At 60.7% G+C, this 17,773-nt stretch carries 18 protein-coding genes; 5 read left to right on the top strand and 13 right to left on the bottom strand.

From position 1 onward, the window contains the following. Nucleotides 1–141: 141 nt before the first annotated feature. The 10 genes from pip to radA all read right to left on the bottom strand — a co-directional run bounded on the left by pip (nucleotide 142) and on the right by radA (nucleotide 9,170). Complete coding sequence (gene pip, locus GA0061100_RS07605; RefSeq protein ID WP_075852143.1) at nucleotides 142–1,101, bottom strand: prolyl aminopeptidase; 960 nt, start codon at nucleotides 1,099–1,101, stop codon at nucleotides 142–144. Beyond that, nucleotides 1,098–1,574 carry a GFA family protein gene (locus tag GA0061100_RS07610; RefSeq protein ID WP_075852144.1) on the bottom strand — a complete coding sequence of 159 codons (477 nt, stop codon included), beginning with the start codon at nucleotides 1,572–1,574 and terminating at the stop codon, nucleotides 1,098–1,100. The genes pip and GA0061100_RS07610 overlap by 4 nt, the downstream gene beginning before the upstream one ends. Continuing rightward, nucleotides 1,567–2,058 carry a GFA family protein gene (locus GA0061100_RS07615; RefSeq protein ID WP_075852145.1) on the bottom strand — a complete coding sequence of 164 codons (492 nt, stop codon included), beginning with the start codon at nucleotides 2,056–2,058 and terminating at the stop codon, nucleotides 1,567–1,569. Before GA0061100_RS07615 ends, GA0061100_RS07610 begins: the two co-directional genes overlap by 8 nt. Next, nucleotides 2,055–2,537: a GFA family protein gene (locus GA0061100_RS07620; protein WP_075852146.1), complete on the bottom strand. Its 483-nt coding sequence runs from the start codon at nucleotides 2,535–2,537 to the stop codon at nucleotides 2,055–2,057. The genes GA0061100_RS07615 and GA0061100_RS07620 overlap by 4 nt, the downstream gene beginning before the upstream one ends. Beyond that, entirely contained in the window at nucleotides 2,534–2,902 is a 369-nt protein-coding gene (locus GA0061100_RS07625) for an endonuclease domain-containing protein (protein WP_075852147.1), read from the bottom strand. The genes GA0061100_RS07620 and GA0061100_RS07625 overlap by 4 nt, the downstream gene beginning before the upstream one ends. A 65-nt stretch (nucleotides 2,903–2,967) precedes the next feature. After that, the gene (gene cysS / locus GA0061100_RS07630; RefSeq protein WP_075852148.1) at nucleotides 2,968–4,359 is read right to left on the bottom strand and encodes a cysteine--tRNA ligase; all 1,392 of its coding nucleotides are present in this window, start codon (nucleotides 4,357–4,359) and stop codon (nucleotides 2,968–2,970) included. A 225-nt stretch (nucleotides 4,360–4,584) separates the two neighbouring features. Next, the gene (locus GA0061100_RS07635) at nucleotides 4,585–5,325 is read right to left on the bottom strand and encodes an SDR family NAD(P)-dependent oxidoreductase (RefSeq protein ID WP_075852149.1); all 741 of its coding nucleotides are present in this window, start codon (nucleotides 5,323–5,325) and stop codon (nucleotides 4,585–4,587) included. Nucleotides 5,326–5,405: 80 nt separating this feature from the next. After that, nucleotides 5,406–6,890, bottom strand: a complete 1,485-nt coding sequence (purF, locus tag GA0061100_RS07640; protein WP_075852150.1) for an amidophosphoribosyltransferase — start codon at nucleotides 6,888–6,890, stop codon at nucleotides 5,406–5,408. 164 nt (nucleotides 6,891–7,054) lie between these two features. Further along, complete coding sequence (locus tag GA0061100_RS07645) at nucleotides 7,055–7,675, bottom strand: CvpA family protein (protein WP_075852151.1); 621 nt, start codon at nucleotides 7,673–7,675, stop codon at nucleotides 7,055–7,057. A gap of 91 nt (nucleotides 7,676–7,766) precedes the next feature. Beyond that, entirely contained in the window at nucleotides 7,767–9,170 is a 1,404-nt protein-coding gene (gene radA, locus GA0061100_RS07650) for a DNA repair protein RadA (RefSeq protein ID WP_075852152.1), read from the bottom strand. A 153-nt stretch (nucleotides 9,171–9,323) separates the two neighbouring features. On the opposite strand from radA, the gene GA0061100_RS07655 reads away from it, so the two are divergent. Beyond that, on the top strand, nucleotides 9,324–9,959 hold the full coding sequence (locus GA0061100_RS07655; protein ID WP_075852153.1) for a LysE family translocator: 636 nt from the start codon (nucleotides 9,324–9,326) through the stop codon (nucleotides 9,957–9,959). Nucleotides 9,960–9,982: 23 nt separating this feature from the next. Here the strand turns inward: GA0061100_RS07655 and alr are convergent, their stop codons facing one another. Then, entirely contained in the window at nucleotides 9,983–11,146 is a 1,164-nt protein-coding gene (alr, locus tag GA0061100_RS07660; RefSeq protein ID WP_075852154.1) for an alanine racemase, read from the bottom strand. Nucleotides 11,147–11,374: 228 nt separating this feature from the next. On the opposite strand from alr, the gene purN reads away from it, so the two are divergent. Next, nucleotides 11,375–11,974 (top strand): phosphoribosylglycinamide formyltransferase, encoded by a 600-nt coding sequence (gene purN / locus GA0061100_RS07665; protein ID WP_075852155.1) that lies wholly within the window; start codon nucleotides 11,375–11,377, stop codon nucleotides 11,972–11,974. An 86-nt stretch (nucleotides 11,975–12,060) separates the two neighbouring features. Here purN and GA0061100_RS07670 read toward each other — a convergent pair whose 3' ends face one another. Continuing rightward, nucleotides 12,061–13,557, bottom strand: coding sequence for a replicative DNA helicase (locus GA0061100_RS07670; protein ID WP_075852156.1), 1,497 nt, complete (start codon nucleotides 13,555–13,557; stop codon nucleotides 12,061–12,063). 349 nt (nucleotides 13,558–13,906) lie between these two features. Here GA0061100_RS07670 and GA0061100_RS07675 point away from each other — a divergent pair, with 349 nt between their 5' ends. Genes GA0061100_RS07675 through GA0061100_RS07685 form a run of 3 tightly spaced genes read left to right on the top strand, consistent with a single transcriptional unit; the run spans nucleotide 13,907 to nucleotide 17,090 of the window. Further along, nucleotides 13,907–14,350 carry a MarR family winged helix-turn-helix transcriptional regulator gene (locus tag GA0061100_RS07675; RefSeq protein ID WP_075852157.1) on the top strand — a complete coding sequence of 148 codons (444 nt, stop codon included), beginning with the start codon at nucleotides 13,907–13,909 and terminating at the stop codon, nucleotides 14,348–14,350. 8 nt (nucleotides 14,351–14,358) lie between these two features. Beyond that, nucleotides 14,359–16,005: an MFS transporter gene (locus GA0061100_RS07680; RefSeq protein ID WP_075852158.1), complete on the top strand. Its 1,647-nt coding sequence runs from the start codon at nucleotides 14,359–14,361 to the stop codon at nucleotides 16,003–16,005. A 17-nt stretch (nucleotides 16,006–16,022) separates the two neighbouring features. Continuing rightward, on the top strand, nucleotides 16,023–17,090 hold the full coding sequence (locus tag GA0061100_RS07685) for an HlyD family secretion protein (protein WP_075852159.1): 1,068 nt from the start codon (nucleotides 16,023–16,025) through the stop codon (nucleotides 17,088–17,090). A gap of 96 nt (nucleotides 17,091–17,186) precedes the next feature. Here the strand turns inward: GA0061100_RS07685 and rplI are convergent, their stop codons facing one another. Next, entirely contained in the window at nucleotides 17,187–17,765 is a 579-nt protein-coding gene (gene rplI / locus GA0061100_RS07690; RefSeq protein WP_075852160.1) for a 50S ribosomal protein L9, read from the bottom strand. Nucleotides 17,766–17,773 lie beyond the last annotated feature (8 nt).

A 17,773-nucleotide genomic window follows, 5' to 3' on the forward strand; every position in this document is an offset into this window, starting at 1 on the left:
TCATCCGTCCTCTCTCGGTTTCGCTTCGCCAAACCGTTCGAGTCCACCTTCTCCCCGTTTACACGGGGCGAACGGGCTTGTGAGGTCGTCCCCTCTCCCCGCGTGCGGGGAGAGGGCTAGGGTGAGGGGCATTACTCGGCATTACAATTTCCCAGCAAACTTGTCCGTCGCCCGGATGAGCTGGTCCAGAATGCCAGGTTCGGACGAGGCGTGGCCCGCGCCCTCGATCAGATGAAATTCCGCCTTCGGCCAAGCCTTGTGCAATGCCCAGGCATATCTTGCCGGGCACGGCATGTCGTAACGGCCGTGAACGATGACACCGGGAATGTCCTTCAGCTTGTAAGCATCGCGCAGCAGCTGGCCCTCTTCGAGCCAGCCGGCATTGACGAAGAAATGGTTCTCGATGCGAGCGAAGGCATGCGCATATTCCGCATCCTCGAACTGGGCGCTGACGGTGGGCTCCGGCAGGAGCGTAATCGTCTCTCCTTCCCAGATCGACCATGCCTTGGCAGCCTCCAGACGGGCAGCCTTTTCGGGATGGGTCAGCAGCCGATGGTAAGCGGCCATCATCTCATGGCGCGCTTCCGGCGCGATGGGTGCCACGAAGCGCTCCCATTTGTCGGGGAACATCTCGGAGACGCCGAATTGATAGTACCAGTCGAGTTCGGCCCTCGTCAGCGTGTAGATGCCGCGCACGACCAGCTCGGAAACCCGCTCCGGATGCGTTTCGGAATAGGCAAGCGCCAGCGTCGAGCCCCAGGAGCCGCCGAAAACCAGCCACTTTTCGACCCCCGCCATTTCGCGCAGCCGTTCGATATCGGCAACCAGATGCCAGGTGGTGTTGGCTTCCAGGCCGGCATGCGGCGTCGATCGCCCGCAGCCGCGCTGGTCGAACAGCGTGACGTCATAAAGCGCCGGATCGAAGACACGGCGATGGCTCGGCGAGATGCCGCCGCCCGGGCCGCCATGCAGGAAGACGGCGGGCTTGGCACCCGGCGTCCCCACGCGTTCCCAATAGATCACATGACCGTCGCCGACATCGAGACGGCCGGAAGCATAGGGTTCGATCTCCGGATAGAATGTCCGCAAGACTTCGGTCATATCTTCAGCCCCTCGGCCGGCCAGACATCCGTATCGTGATCGGGATGCTGGAAGGAAATGATCTGCTCCTGCCGTGAGTAGAAGTCCGGATCCTGATGGACGGGCTTTTCGAAAATGGTATCCACCCAGGGCAGGCGAGCGGCATGGTTGACCTGGATCTGTGGCGCAAGATCATCACGCTCGTCGAAGGCACCGATGGCGATTTCCAGGCCGCCGGGATGACGGTAGGTCATCGGCGTGCCGCAGTTCTTGCAGAAGCCGCGGTCGATGTTGACCGAAGACTGGAAGTAGGTCGGTTCGCCGCGCGTCCATTCAAGGCCGTCGTCCGGTGCCGTCACCAGGGCGGAGAAGAAGCTGCCGAACTGCTTCTGGCACATGCGGCAATGGCAGATCGACGGGCGGCCGAGCTCGCCGCGGATGCGAAACCGCACCGCGCCGCACTGGCATCCTCCGCTTCTGGTGGCTTCACTCATGGCTCTTCTCCTCTGGCCAGCTTTGGGTATCGTAATCGGGATGTTGATGATTGGAGAGCTTGATCGATGTCGCACGATCTAAGCTATCCTCATCCGGTTCCATCGGCAGCACGTCAAGCGTATGGAACCAGGGCATCTTTCCCGCCCGGTTCGATTGCGCGACGGGCTGGACCAGCGCTGGCTCATCCAATGAGCCAAGTGTCACATTGATGGAATCCGTACCGGGCACATCATAGAACAAGGGCGTACCGCAGGTGCCGCAAAAGCCGCGACGGACAAGATCTGACGAATGAAACCATGTAGCTTCGCCACGCGTCAGCTCGAAATCGGCGCGTTTGGCACTCCCCAATGGTAGCGCGTAATTGCCGGACGCTTTCTGGCACATGCGGCAATGGTAAAGATGCGGATAGCCGAGTGCGCCGGCGGTACGATAGCGAACCGCGCCGCATTGGCATCCACCGCTGTGTCCCGCCATCATCGTCATTTACCGTTCTCCGGTGGCCATACCGTCGTATCGTGATCAGGATGCTGATAGGACACGATGTTTACTACGAAGGGTGCTTGCGCAGCATCTTCCTCCGTGGAATGTCCTGGCAGCAGATGCAACCGGTCGACAAAGTCGATCTTGGCTTCGGTCCCATATTGCACGACAGGCGGCAGTTGTGATGGATCGTCAAAGGCGCCGGCCGCGACCGCGATGCCATCCGGCGCCTCATAGGTCAGCGGTGTGCCGCAATCTCCGCAGAAGCCGCGCTTCACGTAGTTCGACGATTGAAACAGCTTCCTCTCGCCGCGTGTCCATGTAAGTTCGGCACCGCGCGTCGAAACCAGCGGCGCATAATAGGCGCCGAAGGCCTTCTGGCACATCCGGCAATGACAGATCGACGCATCCTTCAGTTCGCCCCGCACCCGGAAGCGAACCGCGCCGCACTGACAGCCGCCGGTGTAGGTTGGAGCGCTCATGCCCTATCCTTTCCTGCAACGATGAGGATATGCATGCAGACATTGTCAATGTCCCCCAGAACATCATCGTTCCAGAAGCGCAAAACAGTCCAGCCGTCAGCTTCGAGACGACGGGTGCGAACTTGATCATAGGTCTGATCGCGATCGTTGCCGTGCTGTGAGCCATCGACTTCGACAATGAGTTTCTCGGCAGGGCAGGCGAAATCGACGATGTAACCAGCGATGGGCAGCTGTCGCCGGAAGCCGAGGCCCATGAGGCGGTGGGCGCGCAATTCATTCCAGAGACGCAGCTCGGCGTCCGTCATGGCCTTGCGCATGCGTCGGGCATTCGTCCAGACCTTCGGCGGGACTGGAGTGTGCGGCAAAATACCCCCAATCTCCCCCCTTGTGGGGGAGATGTCACGAAAGTGACAGAGAGGGGTATAAAAACTCACCGCTTGATCTCCCAGCTCGTGGTCCGTTCACCCGTCGCCGCATCCTTTCCGTCCTTGAGCTGAACACCTCTTGCCGTCAGCTCCTCGCGAAGCTTGTCGGCCTCGGCGAAGTTCTTGGCTTTCAGCAGCTCCAGGCGCTGGCGCACCTTGGCATCGATCTCCGTGACGACGGCCTCATCGACCTCAGCCCTTTTCGGCAGCAGGCCGAGAAGATCGGCGCTGGCCGCGAAGACGGGCAGGAGGCTGGCGTCGGCATTGGCGGCTTGCGCCAGCGCATGCAGCGCCTGGATGGCGGCAACGGTGTTCAGATCATCGCCGAGAGCGGCAAGAACCGTCTGATCCGGCACAGCATTGCTGACGTCAGCCGCCGGCCACTTGGCGATCAGCCGCTCTGCCTCTTCCAGCCGCTTGACGGAAAAGTCGATCGGCTCGCGATAATGCGTCATCAGCATGGCAAGCCTGAGCACTTCGCCCGGCCATGTCCGGCCGCCAAGCTTGTCCGTCTCCAGCAATTCGTAGATGGTGACGAAGTTGCCTTCCGATTTCGACATCTTGCGGCCTTCGACCTGCACGAAGCCGTTGTGCATCCAGACATTGGCCATGGCATGCGTGCCATGCGCGCAACGCGACTGCGCGATCTCGTTTTCATGGTGCGGGAAGATCAGGTCGAGCCCACCGCCATGAATATCGAAGATGTCGCCGAGATAGCGGCCGCTCATGGCGGAGCACTCGATATGCCAGCCCGGACGGCCGCGGCCCCAAGGGCTTTCCCAGCCGGGCTCGTTCTCGTCGGAGAGCTTCCAGAGTACGAAATCGCCGGGGCTTTTCTTGTGCTCGTCGACGGCCACGCGGGCGCCGGCTTGCTGCTCATCGAGATTGCGCTTCGAAAGCTGGCCATAATCGGCCATCGACTTGGTGTCGAACAGCACTTCGCCGGCCGCGCGGTAGGCATGGCCCTTGGCGATCAGCGTCTCGATGATCACAATCATCTCAGCGATACTGTCGGTCGCCCGCGGCTGCACCGTCGGCTCTAGGCAGCCGAGAGCCGCGGTGTCTTCGCGATACTGCCGCTCGGTCTTTTCCGTCACCAGCCGGATCGCCTCGTTCAGCGGCAGGCCAGGTTGATCACGCAGTGCACGCGCGTTGATCTTGTCGTCGAGATCGGTGATGTTGCGGACATAGGTGACATGGCTGTCGCCATACGTATACCGTAGCAGCCGGAACAGCACGTCGAAGACGATGGCCGGACGGGCATTGCCGATATGGGCGAAATCATAGACCGTCGGGCCGCAGACATACATGCGGACGTTGTTGCGGTCGATCGGCTGGAAATCGACTTTTTCGCGCGTCAGCGTGTTGTAGAATTTCAGTTGCGGCTCGGTGGCCATGTCACTCTCCCAAAGGCATAAATCCGAAAAAATACCGTCACCGGCAGGCCGGACGTTTGTCATCTTGGATTTTGGGAGACGAAAACGGCCAGGCCAGCGAAACGCTAGCGAATAATCTTCCGGCAGATAATGCAGATAACCGTTTTCATGGGCGGCTTTATCGCGCGCCGGAAGAATTTGGTCAAGTAGGGGGAGGGCCTCTCGCGTATGGGGAGAGGCTGTTTTTTATTCCGGCATCCGATAGTCGACGAGCTTGTTTTCGCGCAGGACGAAAAGCTTGCCGGTTTCGGTGACGTCTGGGCCGACGAGCGGCAGGATCGCCTGGGCGACTTCGCGGGGATGCGGCAGTGTATCGGGATCTTCGCCGGGCATGGCCTGGGCACGCATGGCGGTGCGGGTCGCGCCCGGATCGACACTGGTGACGCGCAGCGGCGTATTTTGCGCTTCGCCGGCCCAGGTCCGCGCCAGCGCCTCGACGGCGGCCTTGGATGCGGAATAGGGACCCCAGAAGGGTCGGCATCGATGGGCGGCGGCCGACGAGAGGATGACGGCACGTCCGGCCTCGGCACGCATCAGCAACGGCTCGACCGAGCGGATCAGCCGCCAGGTGGCTGTCACGTTGATCGTCATCACCTTTTCAAAGACCTTGGCCTCGACATGGCCAATCGGCGAGATCACGCCGAGAACGCCGGCATTGGCGACGAGAATGTCGAGCTTGCCCCAGCGTTCGAAGATCGAAGCACCGAGCGCATCGATCGCATTCATGTCGGCGAGGTCAAAGGGAACGAGCGTCGCCGAACCGCCGGCCGCCTTGATGGCGTCGTCCAGTTCTTCAAGCCCGCCAACCGTGCGGGCACAGGCAATGACATGCGCGCCGGCTTTGGCCAGTTCCAGTGCCGTGAAATAGCCGATACCGCGCGATGCGCCGGTGACGAGGGCGATCTTGTCCTTGAGATTGACGCTCATGCTGCCTTGATCCGGATATGTTGTGAAGGGAGAGGGGCAGGGCGCCCCACAACCCTTTCTGAGGTCAACCGTCTATAAGGTCAACCGTTGCTGGCGAGAACGGAAAGCTTGCGCACGTTGCTGGTGCTTTCCTTGTCGAGCAGGCGCGTCGGATAGTCGCCGGTGAAGTAATGGTCGGTGAACTGCGGCTGCGCATTGTTGCGCGGCTCGCCGCCGACGGCCCGGTAGAGCCCGTCGATCGACAGGAATTCCAGCGAATCCGCGCCGATGTAATCGCACATGGCCTTCAGGCTGTTGTACTGGTTGGCAAGCAGCTTGTCGGCGTCCGGCGTATCGATGCCGTAGAAGTCCGGATGGAAAATCATCGGGCTGGCGACACGGATATGCACTTCGCTGGCGCCGGCATCGCGGATCATCTGCACGATCTTCACCGAGGTTGTCCCGCGCACGATGGAATCGTCGACCAGCACGACGCGCTTGCCCTCGATGATGGCGCGGTTGGCGGAGTGCTTAAGCTTCACGCCGAAAGCGCGGATCTGCTGTGTTGGCTCGATGAAGGTTCGGCCGACATAATGGTTGCGAATGATGCCGAGTTCGAAAGGAATGCCACTTGCCTGAGCATAGCCAATGGCTGCGGGCGTACCGCCATCCGGCACTGGCACGACAACATCGGCCGCAACAGGTGCTTCCTGGGCGAGGTTGATACCCATGTTCTTGCGGGCGACATAGACGTTACGGCCGCCGACCACGGAATCGGGACGGGCGAAATAGACATATTCGAACAGGCAGAGACGCTCTGGCCGGGAAACCTCGGGCTTGCGGGCGTCGATGGTGATCGAGCCGTCCGGCTGGATCTCGCAGATGATGACTTCGCCGTTTTCGACGTCGCGGACATATTTCGCGCCGATGATATCAAGAGCACAGGTTTCCGAGCAGAAGATCGGCTTGCCGTCGAGCTCACCCATGACAAGCGGCCGGATGCCGATGGGATCGCGGGCGGCGATCAGCTTCGTGCGCGTCATGGCGAGCATCGAATAGCCGCCTTCCATCTGCCTGATGGCATCGATGAAGCGATCGGAGGAGGAGGCCTGCTTGGAGCGGGCAATGAGATGCAGCACGACTTCGGTATCCGAGGTCGACTGACAGATGGCGCCATCGGCGATCAGCTGCCGGCGCATGGTCAGGCCGTTGGTGAAGTTGCCGTTATGGGCAATTGCGATACCGCCGACTTCCAGCTCGGCGAACAGCGGCTGGACGTTGCGAAGAATGGTCTCGCCCGTGGTTGAATAACGTACATGGCCGATCGAGCGGTCGCCGGGCAGGCGGGCAAGCGTTGCGGGGTCGGTGTAGTGGTCGCCGACCAGACCCATCCGCCGCTCCGAATGGAAGCGCTGACCATCGAAGCAGACGATGCCGGCCGCTTCCTGGCCACGATGCTGCAGGGCGTGGAGACCGAGCGCCGTCAGCGTTGCCGCGTCCGGATGTCCCAGGATGCCGAAGACGCCGCATTCTTCATGCAGCGTGTCGCCGTCGATATCGTCCTCGAAGGAAACGGAATGGTTCATGGCTGCGGGCCTTTGCTCTCAACGTGGGCGGATCGGGGCGGCGTCACGAGTGACCATTAAAATAGCTCAAAATCCGGCCGGAAAAAATATCGGGCCGGATCTTCTATTGTCACGCCGCTCAAATGGCGATTCTCGGGCGGCAGGTCAAGCCTGTAAACGCGCCATCAATTGTTTGTCTGCGGCGCCGGTGCGTCATCCGAGGGCGCGGTATCGTTCGGCGTCGCGTTGTCGCCACTTCCCTGCTGCTGCTGTTGCTGCTGGTTCGGCGCGATCTTGTTGAGGATCTCGGCCGGCAGCCTTGCCTGGATATCTTGTGGCAATGCCGCAGTCAGCTTTTCAACCATCGAATCGAGGAACGGCTTTGACTTGGCATTGTTGACCCAGTCCGGACGGGCAGCCGGTGCCACCAGCCAGTTCCAGAAGGCGACGACGACGACCATCAGCAGCAGGCCGCGAGCCGCGCCGAAGAGGAAACCGAGCGTGCGGTCGAGCGCACCGATGCGGCTGTCGATGATGAAATCGGCAATCCGGATGGTGATGAAGGAAATGATAATGAGCGCCAGCAGGAAGATGACGGCGGCGGACGCGATCGTGGCGATCTTGGTGTCGGCCTTGTATTGCAGGGCATAGGGAACGAGCAGCGGATAAAGATAGTAGGCGGCGACTGCAGAGCCGCCCCAGCTGACGATCGAGAGAATTTCGCGCGAAAAACCGCGAACCATTGCCAGAACGGCGGAGAAGAGAAGAACGCCGATAACAATACCGTCGAAAATCGTAATGGGCATTTATAATCCACTTCAAGACTTGCCAGACCTCATGGTCGGCATCGGCCTCAATCATGAGCCTCTTCTTCGCCAAGAACGGCTGAAGTAAGGCTCAGTCTTCGTCTTCCGCGCGCTTGAGCGCACCCTTCGATCCGGCAATGCGCGCCACCAGATCCGGCAGGCTGTCGATCTCGGTCCAGCGTCCACCGTTGACCTTCGGCAGGTCGGCGGAAGCGGCAGGCAGAACGGCCGCGGAAAAACCCAGCTTCTCGGCTTCCTTGAGGCGCTGGGCGGTGTGCGCAACCGGCCGGACGGCGCCCGACAGGCTGACTTCGCCGAAATAGACGCAATCGGCGGGCAGAGCAAGACCGGCCAAGGAGGAAACCAGTGCAGAAGCGACGGCAAGGTCCGCAGCCGGCTCGGAAATGCGATAGCCGCCGGCGATATTGAGGTAAACGTCGTGCTGGCCGAGGCGCACGCCGCAATGCGCTTCGAGAACGGCGAGAATCATCGACAGGCGTGCCGAATCCCAGCCGACGATGGCGCGGCGCGGCGTGCCGAGCGATGTCGGCGCGACCAGAGCCTGGACTTCCACCAGCACCGGGCGGGTGCCCTCGATACCGGCAAAGACGGCCGCACCGGGCGATTTTTCGTTGCGCTCTCCGAGGAAGAGTTCGGACGGGTTCGGCACATCGCGCAGGCCGGCGTCGGACATTTCGAAGACGCCGATCTCGTCGGTGGGACCGAAGCGGTTCTTCACCGTGCGCAGGATACGGTAATGATGGCCGCGGTCGCCTTCGAAATAAAGGACGGCATCGACCATGTGCTCGACGACGCGCGGCCCCGCGATCTGGCCGTCCTTGGTAACATGGCCAACGAGCACCATGGCCGTACCGGTCTGCTTGGCGAAGCGGATCATCGCCTGGACGCCGGTACGCACCTGTGTGACCGTGCCGGGCGCGGATTCGGCAAGCTCGCTCCACAGCGTCTGGATGGAATCGATGATGACGAGATCCGGCCGCTTGCCTTCCGCAAGCGTCGCCAGAATATCCTCGACATTGGTTTCGGCCGCGAGCAGCACTTCAGTGTCGGCCGCCTTCAGCCTCTGGGCGCGCAGGCGAACCTGCGCCACGGCCTCTTCGCCGGAGACATAAACGATCTTGTGCCCCTGACGGGCAAGGGCAGCTGCAGCCTGCATCAGCAGCGTCGACTTGCCGATGCCCGGATCGCCGCCGACAAGGACGGCCGAGCCGCGCACGAAGCCGCCGCCCGTCGCGCGGTCGAGCTCGGATATGCCGGTATGGATGCGTGGCGCTTCCTCGATCTCGCCTGATAGCGTCGTCAGCGTCACCGGCTTGCCTTTGCGCGGTGTCTTTGCCGGTCCGCCGCCAATCCCGCCCATCGGATCTTCCTCGACGATGGTGTTCCAAGCACCGCAACTGTCGCACTTGCCGGCCCAGCGATTGTGGACCGTGCCGCAGTTCTGGCAGATGAATTGTGTACGGGCCTTAGCCATCGGATGCTGTTCTCAAGTTCAAATGCTTCGCTCTTCGCAGCGAATCGCGATCGGCTGTCAAATAATGTCTTTCCCGGCCTATCAAAACTAATGATTTCCGTATCAATGGCGATCGTGTCAGCTTTTATGCCGGGTTTTTATGGATGATGACCGATGTTTGACTATTCGCTTGCTCACTGGATCGGGTTTCTGACCGCTGCAATCCTCCTCAATCTGTCGCCGGGGCCGGACATCGCCTTCATTCTCGGCCATACAATCAGAAGCGGCATGCGCTCCGGCTTTGCGGCGCTGTTCGGGATCTGGAGCGGCGCGTGCCTGCATGTGTTGATGGCGGCGGCGGGTTTGTCGGCGATCCTCGCCGCTTCGGCGCTAGCCTTCTCGACGGTCAAATGGGTCGGCGCGGCCTATCTGATCTGGCTCGGCATCCAGGCGCTGCGCTCGAAGGGCGAGGGGGCATGGATCAGGGAGGCGGGCAAGACCCTGTCTTTCAGTCGTATCTATCGGCAAGGCATCATGGTCTCGCTGCTCAACCCGAAAGTCGCGATCTTCTTTCTGGCCTTCCTGCCGCAATTTGTCGTCGAAGGCGCCGGCCCGGTCTGGGCACAGCTTCTGCTGCATGGCAGTCTGATTATCGTGGTGGCCGCCTTCATCGAGCCGCCGCTCATCCTGCTCGGCGGCCGTTTGAGCGAGGCCCTTCGGCGCAATCGAAGCCTGGGTCTGTGGCTCGACCGCGGTCTCGGCACGCTGTTCGTCGCCCTCGGCGTCCGACTGGCAATCAGCGCGCGCTGACGCGCTTTGAGGAATAGCTGTGGCTATTCCTCGGTCTCTTCCGAGATATACCGGCGTTCGTGCCGCAGCCCCATGCTCGTCAGCATCTCGTAGCCGATCGTTCCGGCCGACCTTGCCGCCTCGTCGACGGAGATGTTGTTTCCGAAGAGCTCGATATAGTCGCCGGCACGGACAAGATTGTCAGGCAGGTCGGTGACATCGAAAATGGTGAGATCCATGGTGATGCGGCCGGCAACGGGCACCTTGTGGCCGGCAACGAAGCCATGGCCGCCGGCAATGCCGGTCTGGCGCAGCGGCACGCCGCCGCTCGACTGGCTGCGCATATAGCCATCGGCATAGCCAGCCGAGACGATCGCCAGCCGGCTGTCGCGGGTCAGCTGTAGAGCGCGGCCATATCCCACCGTTTCACCTGATTTGACCGAGCGCGTCTGGATGATCCGCGCCTCTGCCGTTGCAACTGGCCGCATCGGGTTGGCCATGCCGGGAACCGCCTCGCCGCCATAAGTGGCGATGCCGGGGCGAGTGAGGTCGAAATGGTAATCCGACCCGAGGAAAATGCCGGCCGAATTGGCAAGGCTCGCCTCGATGCCTTCGAAGGCGTTGCTGACCTTGCGGAAGGCCTCGAGTTGCTGCTTGTTCATCGCATTCGAGGGATCGTCGCCGCAGGCAAGATGGCTCATCACGAGAACGGGCGCGAAGCTTGCCGGGCGGGAAACGTCGTCGGCAAGCGCGATCGCATCATCCATCGGCAGCCCGAGCCTGTTGAAGCCGGTATCGACCTGTAGGGCGCAAGGATAGTCGCCATATTCCGAGAGAACCGACATCCAGAAGGTCAGCTGTTCCTCCGAAGCGATGACGGGCACAAGGTCGTTTTCGAAGAACCGGCGCTCCAAGCCCGGCCAGATGCCACTCAACACGAAGATGCGGGCCTCGGGCGCATAGAGCCGCAAGGTCGCGCCTTCATCGGCGGTGGCGACGAAGAAATCGCGGGCACCGGCGGCATATAGGGTTTCGCCGATATCCTCGATCCCGAGCCCGTAGGCGTCGGCCTTGACGACCGCCGACGTGCGGGCTTTTCCCGAGCGACGAGCCAGGTCGCGCCAGTTTTCGACGAGCGCGCCGAGATCCACCGTCAGCCGCAGGCCGGCGGAAGCAAAAGCATCATCGTCATTGAAAATATCTGTCATGGAGCCGCCTGAACAAGAAAATGGCCGGAGGTGATTTGGCTCCGGCCAGGATAATGGTCATCGATGAAAAGAAAAAGTGCTGCGGCGCACGGATGCGGAATTAGCCGGCAACTCCCACCAGATTTTCTGGCGGCAACTTCGTGCGATTTGCGCTCATTGAAAATCTTCGCCGGTTGCCATTAATGGGAATCTCGGCTGTCGCGATAGCATCGATCAACGAGGTCTCAAATGGATAAACTCGCAATAGCGTTCCTTGCATCAAACAATGGAACATCGTTTCGTGCTGTCAACGAGGCCATCCGAGCGAATGAAACGAACGCTGCCGCCGTCGTGCTGATCAGCAATAAGGCTTCGTCCGCAGCGCTGACTTATGCCGCGGCAAACGGTATCCCCGCATTTCACATTCCGACGAAGGATAGGGAAGCTGAAGCGGACAGACAGCTTCGTGATATGCTCATCGCCCACGGTGCTGAGATGGTTGTTTTGTCCGGCTATCTCAAGAAGCTTGGTCCACTCACGCTAGCCGCGTTTGATAAGCGGATACTGAATGTTCATCCGGGACTGTTGCCGCGATATGGCGGGTTGGGGATGTATGGGCGAAGGGTTCATCAAGCCGTGCTCGACAATCGAGAGACAGAAACAGGTGCAACAATCCATCTCGTTGACGGAGAGTATGACCACGGACGAACCGTGGTCACCTCGACTGTTCAAATCCATCACGACGATGACGTGCTTTCGCTAGAACAACGGGTCATGGTTGCGGAATGCCAGCTTTTCATCGATCTCATAAGGCGCATCTCCATAGGTGAACTGCGCCTGCCATTGTAAGATGGACTTTCGCCTCGGACCGAAAGCTACGGTCTGACGGCAGCATTGGTACAAAGATCACACAGATGCGCCGATAAGTGCCCGCCTCAATGTTCCTCGTACTGCGTGAAAGACGGGTCGGCGAGATCGGCGAAGCGGGTGAACTCCGACTGGAAGGCGAGCTTCACCGTGCCCGTCGGTCCGTGACGCTGCTTGGCGATGATGACGTCGGCGGTGCCCTTCACGCGGTCGAACAGGGCTTCCCATTCCGCGTATTTCGGATCGTTCGGATCGCGCGGCTCCTGGTTTTTCACATAATACTCCTCGCGGAACACGAAGAGCACCACGTCGGCGTCCTGCTCGATCGAGCCGGATTCACGAAGGTCCGAAAGCTGCGGCCGCTTGTCGTCGCGGCTTTCGACCGCACGCGAGAGCTGCGAGAGCGCAACGATCGGAACGTTGAGCTCCTTGCCGAGCGCCTTCAGGCCGGTGGTGATCTCGGTGATTTCCTGCACGCGGTTCTCGCCCGACTTTTTCGAGCCGGTCATCAGCTGAACGTAGTCGACGACCAGCACGTCGAGGCCGCGCTGGCGCTTGAGACGGCGGGCGCGGGCGGCGAGTTGGGCGATCGAGATACCGCCGGTCTGGTCGATATAGAGCGGCACCTTCTGCATCATCATCGAGCAGGCCACCAGCTTTTCGAAATCGGCATCGTTGATATCGCCGCGGCGGATCTTCGAGGAGGAGACTTCCGTCTGCTCGGAGATGATACGGGTGGCGAGCTGTTCGGACGACATTTCCAGCGAGTAGAAGCCGACGACGCCGCCGTTCTTCGCCTTGGTGGAACCGTCCGCCTGCACTTCGCCTTCGAAGGCGGCGGCGATGTTGTAGGCGATGTTGGTGGCAAGCGAAGTCTTGCCCATGCCGGGACGTCCGGCAAGGATGATCAAGTCGGAGCGCTGCAGGCCGCCCATCTTGCTGTCCAGTGAATGAATGCCCGTGGAGATGCCCGAAAGACCGCCGTCGCGCTCCTTGGCGACGGCCGCCATGTCGATGGCGAGCGCCACGGCATCGTTGAAGGACTGGAAGCCGCCGTCGTAGCGGCCGTTTTCGGCGAGTTCGAACAGCCGGCGTTCGGTATCCTCGATCTGCGTCTGCGGCGGCATGTCGAGAGGCGCGTCATAGGCGATATTGACCATGTCCTCGCCGATGGTGATCAGCGCGCGGCGCAGCGCCAGATCGTAGATGGCGCGGCCATAGTCTTCCGCATTGATGATCGACACGGCTTCGACGGCGAGGCGCGCGAGATACTGCGCGACCGTCATGTCGCCGACCTTTTCGTCCGCCGGCACAAAGCTCTTGATGGTCACCGGGTTGGCGGTCTTGCCCATGCGGATGATGTCGCCCGCGACCTCGAAGATCTTGCGGTGCAGCGGTTCATAGAGATGGATCGGCTTAAGGAAGTCGGAGACGCGGTAATAGGCATCGTTGTTGACGAGGATGGCGCCGAGCAGGGCCTGCTCCGCCTCGATATTGTTCGGCGCTTCGCGATAGTGCTGGTCGGCGGGAGCAATGGCGGCGAGCTTTCGCGCAGCTTCGTTCATTTTCCATCTCTTCATGCTTTAGGGTGTCGACTGGTTTGCGACGATCCGATGTCATGGTCAACCGTGCAAATGGGTGTCCACCCGGAGCGGGGCAAATAGGGCTGGCCTATCAACGTTTTTCCACTCGTCCACAGGGACAGATTTCCGCCACGTAAAAAATCTCTTGTGGCCACTTTGCAACGAAAAGATCGACACACGAATCACATATGCAAACTATCCGTGGGGAATATTTTAGCCGGGTCTTTCGCCGTGTACATCAATTGTTGCGGCTATCATGCTTGAAAAGCTGGGAAAATCCGGGTATTTCCTTTGGATTAGGGTAGGATGCTAATAGTATAAAGTTGCAACAATGCCAGGTGCGCCATCAAGACAAGAACTCTTCGACGACCTTTCCGCGTTCAATCGCAAGCTGAGGGCAGCGTTTGACGCTCTCGTTCGCGAACACGGGATGACGCTTTCCCGTGCAAGGGTTTTTCGCAAGCTCTCCCGCCGGGACGGGATCAACCAGAGGGAGCTTGCCGACGAGCTGGAGCTGGAAACGCCGACGCTCGTGCGCATCCTCGATGCCATGGAGGCACAGAACTTCATCGAGCGCCGCGCCGCGATATCCGATCGCCGCGCCAAGCAGATATTCATGACGGAATCCGGAAAAGTCGTCGCCGCCGAAGTCGAGGCTCTTGCCACCGGTGTGCGCGCGGATATCTTGGAGGGGATTTCGGACGAGGACGTCGGCATGGCGCTGAAGGTGATCCGTGCCATGACGGCCAACCTCCAGAATGTGGGCAAATCATGAGGTAGAGTATGAGCGGTGATCCGGGCGCGGTCGCCAACGCGGAAGCCAACGCCGTCCCACCCGCTCCACCGCCTATGCCGGGCTGGAAAGTGCCGCTCTATATTGCGGCATCCGTCATGTTCTTCCTGACCCAGGGTCTGGGTCTCAACCTCGCCTTCGCCAATCTCACGCAGATCCAGGGAACCATCGCGGCGACGACCACCGAATCCGCATGGCTGTCGGCCGCCTATATGGCGCCCAATGTCAGCCTCGCCATCGCGCTGGTGAAGATCCGTCTTCAATATGGCGTGCGCAATTTCGCCGAGGTCAGCATTCTCGGCTTCGTGCTCGCCTCGTTGCTCAATCTCTTCGTCTCCGACCTGCATTCGGCGATCGTCGTTCGCTTCTTGAGCGGCATTGCCGGCGCGCCGCTGTCGACTCTCGGTTTCCTTTATATGCTGGAAGCCTTCGAGCCGGCGAAGAAGATGACGATCGGCGTCAGCCTGGCGATGATGAATACGCTGCTTGCTGCTCCCATCACTCGCCTCGTATCGCCCTCACTGCTGGATTATGGGGAATGGCGCGGCCTTTACACGCTCGAAATGGCGCTGGCGCTGCTGGTCATGCCGATCATCTATCTCTTGCCGCTGACGCCGCCGCCGCGCGTCAAGGTCATCGTTCTGGGCGATATCTTCAGCTATCTCCTTGTGGCGATCGGTTTCGGCTGTCTGGCTGTTGCCCTGTCGGTCGGGCGCCTCTACTGGTGGCTGGAGGTACCATGGCTCGGGGTCGTCTTGGCGATCGCCGTCGCGTCCCTGACCGTTGCGATCGTCGTCGAGCTGAGACGTTCGACGCCTTTGATCGACGTCCGCTGGCTGCTCCGGCCGGAAATCTTGCACCTGACGGCGATCCTTCTGATCTTCCGAATCATTGCCGCCGAGCAGACCTCGGTCGTCATGACCTTTTATCAGAACGCGGTCGGGCTGCTCTACGATCAGCTCTCCATGCTCTATTGGATCATCTTGGCTTTCTCCGTCATCGGCGGTCTCATCTGCACCGTGTTCATGAGCTATGGCTTCAGCTGGCAGATACAGTTCGTCGCACTCGTCCTGATGGGCGTTGGCTGCCTGATGGATTCTCAGGTGACGAACCTGACCCGTCCCGAGCAGATGTATCTCAGCCAGGCGCTGGTCGCAGCCGGCGCGGCTCTCTTCCTGCCGCCATCCATGTCGGAGGGTTTCAAGGCGGCCATCACCAAGGGACCGCCTTATCTGGTGACCTTCTTCGTCGTCTTCACCTTCACGCAGAGCATCGGCGGTCTTATCGGCTCGGCCTTTTACGGCACGCTGATCACCATTCGCGAAAAGTTCCATTCCGCCGTGCTGACCGAGCACGTGCTGCTGACCGATCCGCACGTGGCTAATCGCGTCAGCCAGCTTTCATCCTCCTATGGCAAGGTGATCGGTGATAGTGCGCTTCTGAAGGGGGAGGGGGTGGCGTTGCTCGGCGCGCAGGTTAGCCGTGAGGCCAACATGCTCGCCTATGGAGACGCTTTCCTCGTTGCCGCCGTGATCGCCTTCCTTTCTCTTGCCGGCCTATCCATCCATGTCCTCTTCCGCTTCGTCAGAGCACGTCTGGCCGACGATCGGTTGGAGGTCGTGACATCTAACCAATGAGGATATGAAGTAGCTCCATGTCGAGGCTCGTTCGCTCCCCAATCGAAGTCATCGCCGTTCTCGCTGGTGTCGGCGGTGTCATGCTGGTGCTCTATGCCTGGCACCTGCCACCCTTCAAAACTGCGGTCGAGACCACAGACGACGCCTATGTCAAAGGCTATGTCACGACCATCAGCCCACAGGTCAGCGGCTATATCACCGACGTGCCGATCAAGGACTACAAGCTCGTGAAGGAGGGCGATGTGCTCGCCCAGATCGATAACCGCATCTACAAACAGAAGGTGGCGCAGGCGCATGCCACGCTCGATGGACAGAAGGCGGCGCTGGCCAATTCGCAGCAGCAGGAGCAGGCTGCCAAGGCCGGCATCGTCTCCAGCCAGGCGCAGATCGACAGCGCCAACGCAGCGCTGAAACGTGCCCAGCTTGCCGCCGATCGCGTCACGACGCTGGTCTCCAGAGGGGTGTCGACGACAAGCGATTCCGAACAGGCGCAGGCGACGCTGCAGCAGGCACAGGCATCGGTCAATCAGGCAAAGGCTGCCCTCGACGTCTCCCAGCAGAACCTGACGACGATCATCGTCAATCGCGCCTCGCTCGAGGCAGGCGTCAGCGGTGCGGAGGCTGCCGTGCAGCTTGCCGATATCGATCTGGACAATACGACGATCAGGGCGCCGCAAGACGGCCGCATCGGGGAAATCGGCGTGCGCCTCGGCCAATATGTAACGCCCGGCACGCAGCTGATGAACCTCGTCCCGAAAGACGTCTGGGTCATCGCCAATTTCAAGGAAACGCAGCTTGACGGCATGAAGCTCGATCAGCCTGCCACGATCTCCGTAGATGCGCTCGGGCGTCGCGAGATCAAGGGCCGCATCCAGCGCTTCTCTCCAGCCGCGGGCTCGGAATTCGCCGTCATCAGGCCCGACAACGCTACGGGCAATTTCACCAAGGTCGCCCAGCGTCTCGGCGTCAGGGTCAAGATCGAGGATGGCCAGCCACTGGCGGATCAGCTGGCGCCTGGCATGTCCGTGGTCGTTTCGATCGACAAGGATTCGGCGCCTCTGCCGGAGATTAAGGATAACGACTGACCGAGGGGTTCTCTCTATCCTCTGCCAGAAAACAAGAAAGCCTGGGTCGGAAGACCCAGGCTTTCTTTCATTCGTAATCTTGAGAAGGCTTGAGGATCAAGCTTCTTCGTCGCCGTCGCGGTCAGCTTCCGGATCGAAGAAGTCTTCCGGACGCAGAGCGTCTTCGTCAACGCCGTAGATGGCGTCGGCGGAGGTGAGGGTTTCACCCTTGGCCTGACGCTCGGCTTCTTCAGCGGAACGAGCGACGTTGAGCTGAACGTGGATTTCGACTTCGGAGTGAAGTGCGATAGCAACGTCGTGCAGGCCGATGGCCTTGATCGGCGTGTTCAGGTGAACCTGGCTGCGGCCGATGTTGAAGCCTTCTGCGGCGAGGATTTCGACGACGTCGCGAGCAGCGACCGAACCGTAGAGCTGGCCGGTTTCGCCAGCCGAGCGAACGACGATGAAGGACTTGCCGCCGAGAACGTCGGCAACCTTCTGGGCTTCGCTCTTGCGCTCGAGGTTACGGGCTTCGAGCGTTGCACGTTCGGCTTCGAAACGAGCCTTGTTGGCGGCGTTGGCGCGCAGTGCCTTGCCGAGCGGCAGCAGGTAGTTACGGGCAAAGCCGTCGCGAACCTTGACGGTTTCGCCCATCTGGCCGAGCTTGGAGATGCGTTCGAGAAGAATGACTTCCATTTTCGTTG

The sequence above is a fragment of the Martinezella hainanensis genome (assembly GCF_900094555.1).
GTDB classification, from domain to species: domain Bacteria; phylum Pseudomonadota; class Alphaproteobacteria; order Rhizobiales; family Rhizobiaceae; genus Rhizobium; species Rhizobium hainanense.